Genomic DNA, 14569 nt, shown 5'->3' on the forward strand with positions numbered 1-14569 from the left:
GAATTTATGCTGTGATATACAGGAAAATGACAGGATTGAAGATTATCGGAAAATGCCTGCAAACAGCGTAAATACAGCATTTCAAGGAGTTTTAAGCAATGATAAGTGTGTTATTTGTCTGCCACGGCAACATCTGCCGTTCCCCAATGGCAGAATTCGTCTTCAAAGACATGATCAACAAAAAACAACTGCAGTCGGATTTCTATATTGCGTCTGCTGCGACGAGTACGGAGGAGATCTGGAATGGAATCGGGAATCCGGTTTATCCGCCGGCGCAGAGGGAGCTTGCAAAGCATGGGATTTCCTGTGAGGGCAAGCGGGCGGTGCAGCTTAAGAAATCGGATTATGATAAATATGATTATCTGATCGGGATGGAAGGCGTGAACAGGAGAAACATGCTGCGGATCCTTGGCAGTGATCCGGAACACAAAGTAAGTCTTCTGCTGGATTATTCAGACCGGCCGAGGGATATTGCAGATCCGTGGTATACGGGAAACTTTGAGCTGACATACAGAGATATTGTAGAAGGATGCGAGGGATTTCTGGAATATCTGAGGCGCAAAGGCTCTATATAAAATAAACAGTAATATTTGTCAGTATGCAGAATGGACAAATACCTTCGAAATAAGTTTAGATTCTTTTTTATTCAACGACATTCAACATCGACGGGGAGAATTTGTCGATGAAAACTTCTTTACACACATTTCAAATCTGTATATACTGTTCATACAGCAACTCTTAAAAGGGAGCAGTCAGGCTCCCTTTCTATCTATCATTTATCAGGGGCGTTCGCCCGAACATTCAGAAAGACGAGGAAATTAAATATGGAAATGACATACGAAAGTTTTGTAGAAACACTTCGTTCAGAGTTACTTGAAGCGACAGGATACGATGAGGAGATGATCTGTTATAAGCAGGAAACGGAATATCCACCTACATCGGGGGATCGGCTTCTATTGAAGAGACAGCGGAATGAGGAAATCATGGAAGTCTGTGCGTTGTATGTGCAGGACCTGTTCAGGGAATATCAAAATGGCTGGAGCATGGAAGCGATTGTGCGGGAGATCGTTGAGCGGCTGGATGCGATCGCAAGATCAGAATGTTTTCAGCGCTCCAGAAATCTTGAGGATTATGATAAGATAAAAGAGGACTTGTTTATCCGTCTTTTAAATATAGAAAAAAATCAGGTAGAACTTGAAGACTGTATTTACAGAACGATTGGCGACATTGCACTGGTGCTTTACGCGAGAATGGGAGAACTGAATGGCAGCAGTGCAAGCATTAAGATTAAACGACACATGTTGGAAAAGTGGGAGCAGGAGCCAAAACAGGTTTTTGAGGAAGCTTTGCTGAATACATATTTTATTTCGCCACCAAGGATCTATTGCTGGGAAAAGCTGATTTTTGATCCGGATTATGCAGGAGAGAATTTCATGAACCTGTTATGTGATTACAAGCTGAAGAAAGATGTACTGGGGAACTGTCTCAGTACGACAATCCGGACGAATGGAGCTGTGGCAATTTTTCTGCCCGGTGTGGCAGAGCGGATCGGGCAGCTGATGGGGGGAGGATTTTATATGGTGTTTACCAGCATTCATGAGGTGATGATCCACAATGAAAAGAGTGCAGATCCGGAAGAATTAAAAAAGGTTCTGGAGGATACCGTGAATGAAACGACTCCGCCAGAAGATTTTCTGACATATCAGATTTATCATTATGATCTTGAGACAGGATCATTTAGTGTCTTGTGATACAAACGACAGTGCCAAATGCCGGGTGGATGCATATAATATTAAGAAAGGATTTCTGGAGGAAAGACTTTGGCGTATAAAATTGTGCTGGATGCAGGCCATGGTGGTACAGACCCAGGTGCTATATATAAGGAAAGAAAAGAAAAAGATGATAATCTGGAATTGACGCTGGCAGTGGGCAAGATCCTGGAAGACAATGGGATAGATGTGGTGTATACTAGAACTACAGATATTTATCAGACACCTTTTGAGAAAGCGAAGATTGCAAACGAGGCGGGTGCAGATTATTTTATTTCTTTCCATAGAAACAGCAGCCCGGAGGAGAATCAGTATCAGGGAGTAGAAGTGCTGGTATATGATAAGAGTGGAATCAAATATGATATGGCGCAGAATATTGTGGGAGCCCTGGGTGAACTTGGATTCAAAGAACTGGGGGTCAATGCGCGGCCAGGTCTTGTCGTTCTTCGTAAGACCAGGATGCCGGCACTTCTGGTGGAGACAGGATTTCTGAATTCAGATGAGGACAATAAGCTGTATGACGAGAAACAGAAGGAAATTGCAGAGGCGATCGCGACATCTATTCTTGGAACCCTGAATGATGAGACGATAGAACAGCCATTGTATTATCGGGTTCAGACAGGAGTTTTCCGGCGTCGCGAAAATGCAGACAGGATGCTGTATCAGCTGACAGATCAGGGATTTCCTGCATTTTTGCTCTATGAAGGTGATCTGTATAAGGTTCAGGTAGGAGCTTTTCAGCAGATCGGCAATGCGATCCAGATGGAACAGAGACTCCGGGACGCGGGATACAGTACGATAATCGTTACAAAATAAAACACAGACAGGAGAAATTTATGTACGAGAAATTTTTGGAGGAAGTAGGAAACTTTGTTTTTATGGAGAATCAGCCGGAATCGGCGGATATTATTTTTGTTCCGGGAAACAGTTACCCTTATATGGCAGAAAAAGCGGCAGAGCTTTATCGACTGGGGCTGGCGCCGATGGTTCTTCCAAGTGGAAGATACAGTATTTCTGCAGGAAAGTTTTCCGGAGTGACAGGAGAGGCAGAGAAATATAATGGAGCCTACCAGACGGAATGGGAATTCCTGAAGGATGTACTGATGAAAAACGGCGTGCCGGAGAATGCCGTTTTAAGGGAAGACGAGGCAACTTTTACATGGCAGAATGCACTTTTTTCGAGAAAAGTGACAGATCAGGCCGGATTAAAAGTGAAAAAAGCAATTTTGTGCTGCAAGAATTATCATGCCAGAAGAGCATTTATGTATTATCAGAGGGCGTATCCGGAAACAGAATTTCTGGTATGCCCTTGCTCTGTGGATGAAATTACAAAAGAAAACTGGAAACTGACTCAGCATGGAATTGATGAAGTGCTGGCAGAGATAAAACGAATTGTCAGCCAATTTCAGATAATGATGCAAAAATAAATCCCATAATTTGTAAATTCTAAAAATAATTTAGGGGTGTCGAAAAAAGCAGAACTGTGATATAATACGTGTGTCGTAAAAGAAAATATTATGTTACGAAATATTTACAAAAAGGTAAAAGTTTGGTATATTGAAGTTTGGCATATCTTGAAAAAAGTAATGTCAGAATATTTGAATTAAATTTACTGATAGATAGAATATAACTGAGCGGATTTTATGGACGGGCAATGAAATGAATTATAACATAAGCACATCTGGTCAGGATAAATTGTTGATCATTTATATAATGTTTAGAATAGATTGAGGTAGAATAATTATGAAAAATAATAATAAAAATATGCATCTTTTTGCAATTGCAGCTCTTGCAGCAACTCTTATGGCAGGACAGGTTTCAGTTTCACCGGCTTATGCTGAGAGCACATCTGTGCAGTTAAGCAGTCTGATCCCGGATAACGTGACCGTAGAACAGCCAATGCCGCTTTCTGATATTTCACTTCCGGACAGTGAGTATGGAACACTTTCCTGGGTAGATTCATCCAGCGTGCCGTCTGAAAGGGTGCAGTCGTATGATGTCGTATTCAAACCATACGATTCTTCTGTGTTGTCAAAAATTTCCGGATGGGATGGAGAATCTGACGCAATTTACAGCACTGTGACAGTGGTTGTAAGTGGAATGGAATCAAATTCAGAGGAATCTGATGAGTGGAATGAAGATTCTTCGGAGAATTATGACGAAAATTATAACGATTCCGAAACAGAAAATGACGAAAATCAGGATAATTATGACGAAAACCAGGATTCTTCCGACGCAAATGAGGGGCAGAAGGAAGATTCAGCAGAGGATGACCAGAAAGCAGCACCAGAAGTAACAGCAGCTCCGGCTGAAGAAGAAAGCTCTGAGAAAGAAGCAGAAATCACTGAGGAGCCGTCAGAAGAAGCTGATGGTGAGTCAGAAACAACCAAAACAGATACAAAGGAAGAGCAGAAATCCGAAGAAAACAACAAAACAGAAGATACTGCCGAAGAAGATGCGAAGGTCACTCCATCTGAAACACCGGAGGTAACTGAGACACCAGAAGTAACAGAAACACCGGAAACAACCGAGACACCAGAGGCAACAGTGACTCCGGAAGCTGACAAGGACAATATCTTTGATGGTGCAGACAAGGATATCAAAGAGGATAACCGTTCTACAGATTTTGAGGAAGATCTGACTGATGCTCAGAAGGCAGCACTTGCTGAAGAAAATCACAGTGCAAATGGAATTACCGTATCAGGAATCGACCTGCCGTACTATGTTCAGTTCCGTGTTGCCAGTGGAGATGATTATGAATTTACCAATGAATCTGAGGCAAATGTCTTCCAGTCCTACGAGTTTGAACTGTGGGATCTCAAGAATGATACAGAATATGAGGTTCCGGATGGAGAATACGTCAGTGTGACAGTTCCGGTTAAAGCCGGCTACAGCTATACGATCGAACATCTTCTGGACAGCGGAGCAATGGAAACAATTGTGCCGAGTGTAGATGGAAGTACCATGATTTTCAGCACACATTCTTTCAGTCCGTTTGGAATTGCAGGAAGTAAGACACTGGTTGGTGAGGAAATTGAGGAAGATGGCTACGACACAGCAGTAGTGACAGAAACTCCGGATGCTGCCGGTTCAGCGGATCTCACACCAGTAGCAGATGATACAAATGATTCAGCAGCCGCTGATACAGCAGATACAACTACGACTACAGACAGTTCAGCAGCAGATACCACGAATACAGAAGTTACATCTGCACCGGAGGACAGTACTGCACAGACTTCTTCAGATTCTTCTGACGAAGATGAGAACAGTGAGGAAGATAACAGTAGTTCTGTTAAAGCGGTACATACAGGAGATACGACCAGCATTCTTCCATTTGTGATCCTTGCAATTGCAGCAGCAGCTATCGTTGGTGTGATCGTTTATCTGAGAAAAAGAAAAAAATAATAAATAAATCCGAGGGAATATACAGGTGATCCTTTCATATAATCTATATGGGAGGGTTGCCTGCATGAAAATAAAAGCAGTACTCAGATCTTTGTTTCTGGCGTATGCGCTGACAGGAATATGTCTTTTGCTTCTTGCATTTCTTGTATTCCAGATGGATATCGGGACAGGTCCGGTCACGGTTGGGATTATCGTGATTTATGTGATCTCCTGCATGGCTGGTGGATTTCTGGCGGGAAAGATCACCAGGAGAGAGAAATACCGCTGGGGCGCCCTGGTAGGTCTCTCTTATTTCATACTTTTGGGAACTGTTTCTTTTATCGTGAGCGGAAGCTGGGATATGAGCCCGGGACATATGATAACAACGCTTTGTATGTGCCTTGGAGGAGGTACTCTTGGAGGCATGCTATCTTAAGAAAAAAATGCTTTTAATTGAGCAGGATTTATGCTATACTATGCCCAGATAACTATACATAAGGAGGTATGATAATATGGAACATATCAAAACATTAAATACAAAGAATCTGCAGAACACAGTGAAAAAAGGTGGATGTGGTGAATGTCAGACATCTTGCCAGTCTGCTTGCAAAACTTCCTGTACTGTAGGAAATCAGAGCTGCGAGAACAAATAAAGCAAGTTCAAAGCAATCAGTTAAGCAGCGGAGTGAAATCCGCTGCTTATTCTTATGATTAAAAAGTTTTTATAATGAAAGGATTTTCAGAGAGATGAGTCTGATTCACAGATATCAGAACAATGGATACAATATTGTTCTGGACATAAACAGTGGATGCATCCATCTGGTAGACCTGGTTACATACGAAGTGCTTCCATATATGGAAGAAGGATTGAACGCAGAGGAAATTGTTTCCAAATTAAAGGATCGTTTCCCGGAAGAAGATATCCGTACTTCTGTTTCCGAGTGCGAGAAACTTAAGGAGCAGGGAATGCTCTTTACCAGAGATGCATATGAGAATGTAATAGAAGAATTTACCAAGAATCGACAGACCGTAGTTAAGGCTCTGTGCCTGCACATTGCCCATGACTGTAATCTGGCCTGTCGATATTGTTTTGCCGAAGAAGGAGAATATCACGGAAGACGTGCGCTGATGTCCTTCGAGGTTGGAAAGAAAGCACTGGATTTCCTGATCGCAAATTCCGGTTCAAGAAGAAACCTGGAAGTTGATTTCTTTGGCGGTGAGCCGCTGATGAACTGGCAGGTGGTCAAGGACCTGGTTGCCTACGGAAGAGAACAGGAGAAACTTCATAATAAGAAGTTCCGTTTCACACTTACCACGAATGGTGTCCTTCTCAACGACGAAGTGATGGAGTTCTGTAACCGTGAGATGGGAAATGTTGTTCTCAGCGTAGATGGCCGTAAGGAAGTCCATGACTTCATGCGTCCGTTCCGCAAGGGAGCCGGAAGCTATGACCTGGTCATTCCGAAATTCCAGAAATTCGCAGAATCCAGAAATCAGGACAAGTATTATGTAAGAGGTACTTTTACTCATCATAATCTTGATTTCTCCAATGACGTTCTGCATCTGGCAGATCTCGGATTCAAGCAGATCTCTGTAGAGCCTGTAGTTGCGGCTGACACAGAGGATTATGCGATCAGAGAAGAAGATATCCCGCAGATCAAGGAAGAATATGATAAACTGGCAAAGGAAATGATCGCCAGGGAAAAGGCCGGCAAGGGCTTCAATTTCTTCCACTTTATGATCGACCTTACCGGTGGTCCTTGTGTGTACAAGCGTCTGTCCGGATGTGGTTCAGGAACCGAATATCTGGCGGTAACTCCGTGGGGTGATTTTTATCCATGTCATCAGTTTGTTGGTGAGGAACAGTTCCTTATGGGAAATGTGGACGAGGGAATCACAAGACCGGAGATCCGCTGCGATTTCAGCAAATGTAATGTATATACAAAGGAATCCTGCAAGGACTGCTTTGCAAGATTTTACTGCAGTGGCGGATGTGCTGCCAATGCTTATCATTTCCAGAAAGATATTAATGGCAATTATGATATCGGATGCGAACTTCAGCGTAAGAGAGTGGAGTGCGCGATCATGATAAAGGCCGCATTAGCGGAATAAAATAATTCAGGAAAGGAAAGAACGATGAAGAAAAACAGAGCAATCGTTGCGCTGCTCCTGACCGCCATTATCACAGTCTTTCTGTGTTACACGGCTGGGATTGGCCTCGGACCAACAGGAACCGGTGCAGCAAAGAACATCAAGACCGGTCTGGACCTGTCAGGTGGTGTCAGCATTACCTATCAGGCAAAAGACAGCAACCCAAGTGCTGAAGACATGTCAGATACTGTATACAAGCTCCAGAAGCGTGTAGAACAGTACAGTACAGAAGCACAGGTGTACAAAGAAGGAAGCGACCGTATCGCAGTAGAAATCCCAGGAGTAACAGATGCAGACCAGATCCTCAATGATCTTGGTAAACCTGGTTCTCTGTGTTTTATCACACAGACAGACGATGACGGTAATGCAAACTTCTCAAGCACAGGAAGCGGTTATGCGCTTGCAAGAAGTCTGGATGAGATCCGCGAAGCAGGATCAGTAGTACTGGAAGGTACAGATGTGAAGGATGCCCAGGGAGGCGCTTTCCAGTCTGACAAAAACAGTTCCAGAGAATATGCTGTCAGCCTGACTCTTACAGATGAAGGTAAGACGAAATTTGCAGAAGCAACAGAGGCAAATGTCGGAAAACAGATTGCAATCGTTTATGATAACCAGATCTTAAGTGCTCCGAAGGTAAATGAAGCAATCACCGGAGGACAGGCACAGATCACCGGTATGTCAGGTGTAGAAGAAGCACAGAATCTTGCTTCCTATATCCGCATCGGTTCTCTGAGTATCGAACTTGAAGAACTCCGTTCCAGCGTAGTAGCAGCACAGCTTGGTGAGGAAGCAATTTCCACCAGCGTTATGGCAGGTTTGATCGGACTTGTGATCGTCATCATCTTTATGATCCTGATGTATCGTGTTCCTGGTGTGGTTGCAGGTGTAGCACTGGTTCTGTATACAGCGATCGTGCTGATCACACTGAATGCATTTGATATTACACTTACTCTTCCAGGTATCGCGGGTATCATCCTTGGTATCGGTATGGCGGTGGATGCCAACGTTATCATTTACGCACGTATCCAGGAGGAGATCGCAGCAGGAAGCTCCGTGAGAACTTCCATCAAAGCAGGTTTTGCCAAAGCGTTCAGCGCAATCCTTGATGGTAATGTTACAACTCTGATCGCGTCACTGGTCCTGATGTGGTTAGGTTCCGGTACGGTTAAGGGATTTGCATACACACTGGCTATTGGTATCGTAGTTTCTATGTTTACCGCACTGGTTGTGTCAAGACTGATCGTAAATGCACTGTATGCAGTAGGTGTCCGTGATCCGAAATTCTACGGAAGTGCAAAACAGCGTAAATTTGTTGATTTTGTTGGAAAGCGTAAAGTATTTTTCATTATTTCCATTATCCTGATCCTGAGCGGTCCGGTTGCAATGGTGGTTCATCATCAGACTGGCGGAACAGCATTAAACTATGCACTTGACTTCTCCGGTGGTACAGCTACAACAGTAACATTCAACGAAGATATGGATATCAAGCAGATCGATTCTGAAGTTACACCAGTTGTAGAAGAGGTTACAGGAGACAAGAATGTACAGCCGACCAAGGTATCTGGAACAAATCAGGTAGTGATCAAGACACGTACTCTGTCACAGGAAGAACGTGAGAAACTGGATCAGGCTCTGGTTGAGAACTTCGATGTAGATGACAGCCTGATCACAACAGAAAGTATTTCTGCTACTGTAAGTTCTGAGATGAGAAGAGATGCGATCGTTGCAGTTCTTGTTGCAACACTCTGCATGCTGGTATACATCTGGTTCCGTTTCAAGGATATCCGTTTTGCGAGCAGTGCGGTCCTTGCACTTCTCCATGACGTTCTGGTTGTTCTTGCATTCTATGCGATCTCCAGAATTTCTGTAGGTAATACCTTTATTGCCTGCATGCTGACAATCGTTGGTTATTCTATTAACGCAACGATCGTCATCTTTGACCGAATCCGTGAGAACATGCATGGAAGAAAGAATCCGGATAATCTGGAGCAGATCGTAAACGATAGTATCACACAGACACTGACAAGAAGTATTTATACTTCCTTTACAACCTTCGTAATGGTTGCAGTACTGTACATCCTTGGAGTATCCTCCATCCGTGAGTTTGCAGCTCCTCTGATGGCAGGTGTGATCTGCGGTGCATATTCTTCTGTATGCATTACAGGTGCACTGTGGCTGGTAATGAAGCGCCGCCAGGGCAAAGCCGTGGCACAGGCAGCGCTGGCTGGCAAGACAGCAGGTTCCAGCAAATCTTCTGCAAAACAGCCGACCAATACAGCACAGAACAATCAGCCTTCCAAGAAGGATAAGAATCAGCCGAAGAAGAAAAACCGCAAGAGAGTTGCAGAACGTCTCGCAGCTCAGGAAGCAGCGGCAAAAGAAGCGGCAGATAACGAAAACAAAACAGAATAATCAATAAATAAACCATATTCCCGGGCAGGATATCTGTTCCGGGAATATGTATTTTATGGAAGAAGACACAGGGAGAAAGAACTATGGAAAAATGGGTAGTCTGCGCGAAACGTGCAGATTTTCAGAAGATCAGCCAGGAATTCGGGATCGATCCGGTGATCGCAAGACTGATCAGGAACAGGGATGTAGAAGGAACAGAAAATATCCGTTCCTATCTTTATGGGACATTAAAGGAACTTCCATCACCGTGGCTTTTGAAAGACATGGACAAAGCAGTGGAGATCCTTCAGGAAAAAATAAAAGAACACAGAAAAATCAGGATTATCGGGGATTATGATATAGACGGCGTTACCTCGACCTGCATTCTGCTCAAAGGATTCCAGAGACTGGGGGCGGATGCGGACACCTATATTCCGGACAGGATCAAAGATGGATATGGAATCCATGAACAGCTTATCCAGAAAGCAGTGGAGGATGGGATTGATACGATCGTCACCTGTGATAATGGAATTGCAGCTTCGGCAGAGATCGCGGATGCAAAGGAACGTGGCCTGACGGTAGTTATCACTGACCACCATGACATTCCATTCCAAGAGACAGAAAATGGAAAAGAATGGATCATACCGCCGGCAGATGCGGTGATCAATCCGAAACAGGCAGACTGTGCGTATCCGAACAAAAACCTCTGCGGGGCAGTCGTTGCATGGAAACTGATCTGGGCATTATATGAAAAAAATGGAATCTCACAAAGTGAAGTTCTGGATTTTACAGAACTGGCAGCTGTTGCGACCGTTGGCGATGTCATGGATCTGCAGGGAGAAAACAGGATCATCGTAAAAGAAGGTCTGAGACAGCTTTCGGCGACACATACACCGGGACTTCGGGCACTGATCCGTGCGAATAATCTGGATGGTGCGGAGATCACGGCATATCATGTAGGTTTTGTGCTTGGACCATGCATCAATGCCAGCGGACGTCTTGACACGGCTGCGAGGTCACTGGAACTTCTCTGCGAAACAAACGAAGAAAAGGCAGCAGAGCTGGCGGGAGATCTTCTTGCCCTGAACCAGAGCAGAAAGGCAATGACAGAAAAAGGAAAAGAAGAAGCCATCCGCCTGATCGAAGAGACGGGCTTAAATGAGGATCGTGTGCTGGTGGTCTATCTTCCGGACTGTCACGAAAGTCTTGCAGGTATCATTGCGGGCAGGATCCGTGAAAAGTATCATAAACCGGTCTTTGTTCTCACAAAGGGTGAAAACTCTGTCAAGGGAAGCGGCCGTTCCATAGAAGCGTATTCAATGTACGAAGAAATGGTCAAATGCGGAGATCTTCTGATCCAGTTTGGCGGACATCCGATGGCAGCAGGACTTTCTATCGAAGAAAAAAATGTTGAACTGTTCCGAAAACAGCTGAATGCAAACTGTACTCTGACAGAAGAAGAACTCCGTCCAAAGATCGTGATCGATGTACCAATGCCGGTTTCTTATCTTTCCAGGGAACTTACAGAGCAGTTAAAAATTCTGGAGCCGTTTGGCAAAGGAAACACCAAGCCGATTTTTGCACAAAAGGGGTTACGGGTTTTAAACTTAAGGATTTTTGGGAAGAATCAGAATGTGGCAAAGATGAAACTGGAGGATCAGACCGGCATGCAGATGGATGCGGTGTACTTCGGAGAAGCGGAGAAATTTGCGGATTTTGTACGGCAGCAGGAGGAGATTTCCGTGACATATTACCCGGAGATCAATGTATATCAGGGACGTGAAACCCTGCAGGTTGTCATTCGCAACTACTGTTAAAAGTCGAAAATCCCTGTATTTTCACGACTCTTGTCGGGTTAGACATTGATTCCATCAAAAAAAAGTGATATACTGATTACCTAGATTTATACAAAAAGTCGGAGGTACGCATATATGAAAAGAGTAGAGGATTATGTAAGAAGCATTCCGGATTTTCCGGAACCGGGCATTATTTTTCGTGATATAACAAGTGTTCTTCAGGATGCGGATGGTTTACAGCTTGCAATTGATTCCATGCAGGCCTGTCTTAAGGATACAGAGGTAGATGTGATCGCAGGAACAGAATCCAGAGGATTTATCTTTGGCGTGCCGATTGCATACAATCTTCACAAACCATTTGTACCGATCCGTAAGAAGGGCAAACTTCCGTGCGAAACTGTCTCACAGAGCTATGATCTGGAATATGGCAGTGCCACGATCGAGATGCATAAGGATTCCATCAAACCAGGACAGAAGGTTGCAATCGTAGATGACCTGATCGCAACGGGCGGTACTATCGAAGCTGCGATCAAACTGGTAGAGGAACTTGGCGGTGAAGTAGTCAAGGTTGTTTTCCTTATGGAACTTGCCGGACTGAAAGGCAGAGAAAAACTTGCAGGCTATGATGTAGCTTCTGTCATCAAATACGATGGCAAATAATGTAGAAGTAACCCGATAAGAAGCACAGATACAAAATCTAAACGATGGCAGGCAGGTGGGAGAGAATGGCAGAGAAGAAACAAAATGCACAGCCTGAGAAGAATCCGGATCAGGTAGAAAAAGAAAAACTGGAATCTGTAAAACGGGCAGATGCGGCAGTAAAATCCATGAATGATTTTACAAGCCCGGAAGTCTTATACGATGAGCTGATCTCCAGCGTAAAGAAATATCATCCTTCTACGGATATTTCTATGATAGAGAAGGCATACGAAGTTGCAAGAGAGGCACATAAGGATCAGAAGCGAAAGTCAGGAGAGCCGTATATCATTCATCCGCTGTGCGTTGCGATCATCCTTGCCGATCTCGAACTGGACAAGGAAACAATTGTTGCAGGTCTTCTTCATGATTCTGTAGAAGATACCTGGATGACCTGCGAGGAACTGGAGAAGGAATTTGGCGCAGAGGTTGCGCTTCTTGTAGATGGTGTAACAAAACTGGGACAGTTGAGCTATTCCTCAGACAAGGTAGAACAGCAGGCAGAGAACCTTCGTAAGATGTTTCTTGCCATGGCAAAGGATATCCGTGTAATCCTGATCAAACTTGCTGACCGACTTCATAATATGCGTACCCTGCAGTATATGAGACCGGAGAAACAGCAGGAAAAGGCAAGAGAGACCATGGACATCTATGCACCGATCGCCATGCGTCTTGGTATTTCCAAGATCAAGGTGGAGCTGGATGACCTGTCACTGAAATATCTCAAACCGGATGTATATTATGATCTTGTGGACAAGGTCGCTCTTCGTAAGAGTGAACGCCAGAAATTTGTCAATAATATCGTAAGCCAGGTCAAGCAGCATATGGACGATGCCGGAATCAAGGCACAGGTGGATGGAAGAATCAAGCATTTCTTCAGTATTTACAAGAAGATGGTCAATCAGGACAAGACGATCGATCAGATTTATGATCTGTTTGCAGTCCGTATTCTGGTAGATACAGTCAAGGACTGTTATGCAGCCCTTGGCGTCATCCATGAGATGTACAAACCGATCCCGGGCAGATTCAAGGATTACATTGCCATGCCGAAGCCAAATATGTACCAGTCCCTGCATACCACACTGATCGGACCAAATGGACAGCCATTTGAGATCCAGATCCGTACTTTCGAAATGCACAAGACAGCAGAATATGGTATCGCTGCACACTGGAAATATAAGGAATCTTCCGATGGCAAACTGCCGGTAGATAAGCGCGAGGAGGAGAAGCTGAACTGGCTCCGTCAGATCCTTGAATGGCAGAAGGACATGTCCGATAACAGGGAGTTCATGAGCCTTCTCAAGAATGACCTAGACCTTTTTGCGGACAGTGTTTACTGCTTTACTCCGCAGGGAGATGTCAAGACTCTGCCGAATGGTTCCACACCGATCGATTTTGCGTACAGTGTACACAGTGCGGTAGGAAACCGTATGGTAGGTGCGAGAGTAAACGGCAAGCTTGTCCCGATCGAGTATCAGATCAAGAATGGTGACCGTATTGAGATCATCACTTCGATGAATTCCCAGGGACCGAGCCGTGACTGGCTCAAGATCGTCAAGAGTACACAGGCAAAGAACAAGATCAATCAGTGGTTCAAGAAAGAACTTAAAGAAGACAATATCCTCAAGGGCAAGGAAATGCTGACACAGTATGCGAAGTCCAAGGGATATAAGATCAGTAATTATACCAAATCACAGTTTCTGGAATCTGTTATGCGCAAGTATGGTTTCCGTGACTGGGATTCTGTGCTGGCAGCAATCGGACATGGCGGACTTAAGGAAGGCCAGGTCTTCAATAAACTACTGGAAGCTTATGAGAAGGAAAATCAGAAGCATCTTACTGATGAGCAGGTCCTTGAGGCGGCCGGTGAACAGCAGGAGAAGCTTCATATAACCAAGAACAAGGGCGGAATCGTAGTAAAGGGTATCCATGATGTTGCAGTCCGTTTTTCCAAGTGCTGCAGTCCGATTCCGGGAGATGAGATCGTAGGTTTTGTCACAAGAGGCCGTGGAATCACGATCCACAGGACGGACTGTGTAAACGTTCTGAACATGTCAGAGACAGACCGTTCCCGTCTGATCGAGGCAGAATGGCAGCCAACAGAGAACAAAAGCTCTGAGAAATATATGGCAGATATTCAGGTATTTGCCAATAACCGTACAGGTCTTCTGGTAGACCTTTCTAAAGTGTTCACAGAACGTAAGATTGATATGCGAACGATCAACAGCCGTACCAACAAGCAGGAGAAAGCCACAATTTCCATCAGCTTTGAGATCGGAAGCAAGGAAGAACTGGCGTCTCTCATTGAGAAACTCCGTCAGATCGAGAGCGTACTTGATGTAGAACGTGGAACTCCAGGCTGATGAACGATATATAGGAGAA

At 44.4% G+C, this 14569-nt stretch carries 12 protein-coding genes; all 12 read left to right on the forward strand.

Annotation, left to right across the window (positions count from 1 at the left end):
- Window positions 1-98: 98 nt before the first annotated feature.
- The 12 genes from WMO75_RS05565 to WMO75_RS05620 all read left to right on the forward strand — a co-directional run bounded on the left by WMO75_RS05565 (window position 99) and on the right by WMO75_RS05620 (window position 14550).
- Window positions 99-575, forward strand: a complete 477-nt coding sequence (locus WMO75_RS05565) for a low molecular weight protein-tyrosine-phosphatase (protein ID WP_227222276.1) — start codon at window positions 99-101, stop codon at window positions 573-575.
- Between the two features lie 249 nt (window positions 576-824).
- Window positions 825-1751: a DUF5688 family protein gene (locus tag WMO75_RS05570; protein WP_118252649.1), complete on the forward strand. Its 927-nt coding sequence runs from the start codon at window positions 825-827 to the stop codon at window positions 1749-1751.
- Between the two features lie 69 nt (window positions 1752-1820).
- On the forward strand, window positions 1821-2585 hold the full coding sequence (locus WMO75_RS05575; protein WP_022214376.1) for an N-acetylmuramoyl-L-alanine amidase: 765 nt from the start codon (window positions 1821-1823) through the stop codon (window positions 2583-2585).
- A 20-nt stretch (window positions 2586-2605) separates the two neighbouring features.
- On the forward strand, window positions 2606-3196 hold the full coding sequence (locus WMO75_RS05580; RefSeq protein ID WP_118252650.1) for a YdcF family protein: 591 nt from the start codon (window positions 2606-2608) through the stop codon (window positions 3194-3196).
- A gap of 316 nt (window positions 3197-3512) precedes the next feature.
- Complete coding sequence (locus tag WMO75_RS05585; protein WP_243111572.1) at window positions 3513-5174, forward strand: midas domain-containing protein; 1662 nt, start codon at window positions 3513-3515, stop codon at window positions 5172-5174.
- A 64-nt stretch (window positions 5175-5238) separates the two neighbouring features.
- The gene (locus WMO75_RS05590; RefSeq protein ID WP_022214373.1) at window positions 5239-5589 is read left to right on the forward strand and encodes a TIGR04086 family membrane protein; all 351 of its coding nucleotides are present in this window, start codon (window positions 5239-5241) and stop codon (window positions 5587-5589) included.
- A 76-nt stretch (window positions 5590-5665) separates the two neighbouring features.
- A complete protein-coding gene (scfA, locus tag WMO75_RS05595) occupies window positions 5666-5806 on the forward strand; it encodes a six-cysteine ranthipeptide SCIFF (protein WP_015541285.1) in 141 nt (46 codons plus the stop codon).
- Between the two features lie 94 nt (window positions 5807-5900).
- Window positions 5901-7265: a thioether cross-link-forming SCIFF peptide maturase gene (gene scfB, locus WMO75_RS05600; RefSeq protein ID WP_022214372.1), complete on the forward strand. Its 1365-nt coding sequence runs from the start codon at window positions 5901-5903 to the stop codon at window positions 7263-7265.
- 24 nt (window positions 7266-7289) lie between these two features.
- Window positions 7290-9716: a protein translocase subunit SecD gene (secD, locus tag WMO75_RS05605; protein WP_118698657.1), complete on the forward strand. Its 2427-nt coding sequence runs from the start codon at window positions 7290-7292 to the stop codon at window positions 9714-9716.
- Between the two features lie 83 nt (window positions 9717-9799).
- Window positions 9800-11512, forward strand: coding sequence for a single-stranded-DNA-specific exonuclease RecJ (recJ, locus tag WMO75_RS05610; protein WP_022214370.1), 1713 nt, complete (start codon window positions 9800-9802; stop codon window positions 11510-11512).
- Between the two features lie 114 nt (window positions 11513-11626).
- The gene (locus tag WMO75_RS05615) at window positions 11627-12151 is read left to right on the forward strand and encodes an adenine phosphoribosyltransferase (protein WP_022214369.1); all 525 of its coding nucleotides are present in this window, start codon (window positions 11627-11629) and stop codon (window positions 12149-12151) included.
- Between the two features lie 65 nt (window positions 12152-12216).
- The gene (locus WMO75_RS05620) at window positions 12217-14550 is read left to right on the forward strand and encodes a RelA/SpoT family protein (protein ID WP_118698658.1); all 2334 of its coding nucleotides are present in this window, start codon (window positions 12217-12219) and stop codon (window positions 14548-14550) included.
- Window positions 14551-14569 lie beyond the last annotated feature (19 nt).

Origin of the sequence: Blautia intestinihominis (genome assembly GCF_040096655.1) — a bacterium.
Taxonomy (GTDB): domain Bacteria; phylum Bacillota; class Clostridia; order Lachnospirales; family Lachnospiraceae; genus Blautia_A; species Blautia_A intestinihominis.

What these genes read in the sequence shown, in the direction of transcription:
- secD (WP_118698657.1), top strand. Translation starts at nt 7,290, where the DNA reads ATGAAGAAAAACAGAGCAATCGTTGCGCTGCTCCTGACCGCCATTATC.
- WMO75_RS05590 (WP_022214373.1), top strand. Translation starts at nt 5,239, where the DNA reads ATGAAAATAAAAGCAGTACTCAGATCTTTGTTTCTGGCGTATGCGCTG.
- recJ (WP_022214370.1), top strand. Translation starts at nt 9,800, where the DNA reads ATGGAAAAATGGGTAGTCTGCGCGAAACGTGCAGATTTTCAGAAGATC.
- WMO75_RS05620 (WP_118698658.1), top strand. Translation starts at nt 12,217, where the DNA reads ATGGCAGAGAAGAAACAAAATGCACAGCCTGAGAAGAATCCGGATCAG.
- scfB (WP_022214372.1), top strand. Translation starts at nt 5,901, where the DNA reads ATGAGTCTGATTCACAGATATCAGAACAATGGATACAATATTGTTCTG.
- WMO75_RS05580 (WP_118252650.1), top strand. Translation starts at nt 2,606, where the DNA reads ATGTACGAGAAATTTTTGGAGGAAGTAGGAAACTTTGTTTTTATGGAG.
- WMO75_RS05585 (WP_243111572.1), top strand. Translation starts at nt 3,513, where the DNA reads ATGAAAAATAATAATAAAAATATGCATCTTTTTGCAATTGCAGCTCTT.
- WMO75_RS05565 (WP_227222276.1), top strand. Translation starts at nt 99, where the DNA reads ATGATAAGTGTGTTATTTGTCTGCCACGGCAACATCTGCCGTTCCCCA.
- scfA (WP_015541285.1), top strand. Translation starts at nt 5,666, where the DNA reads ATGGAACATATCAAAACATTAAATACAAAGAATCTGCAGAACACAGTG.
- WMO75_RS05615 (WP_022214369.1), top strand. Translation starts at nt 11,627, where the DNA reads ATGAAAAGAGTAGAGGATTATGTAAGAAGCATTCCGGATTTTCCGGAA.
- WMO75_RS05570 (WP_118252649.1), top strand. Translation starts at nt 825, where the DNA reads ATGGAAATGACATACGAAAGTTTTGTAGAAACACTTCGTTCAGAGTTA.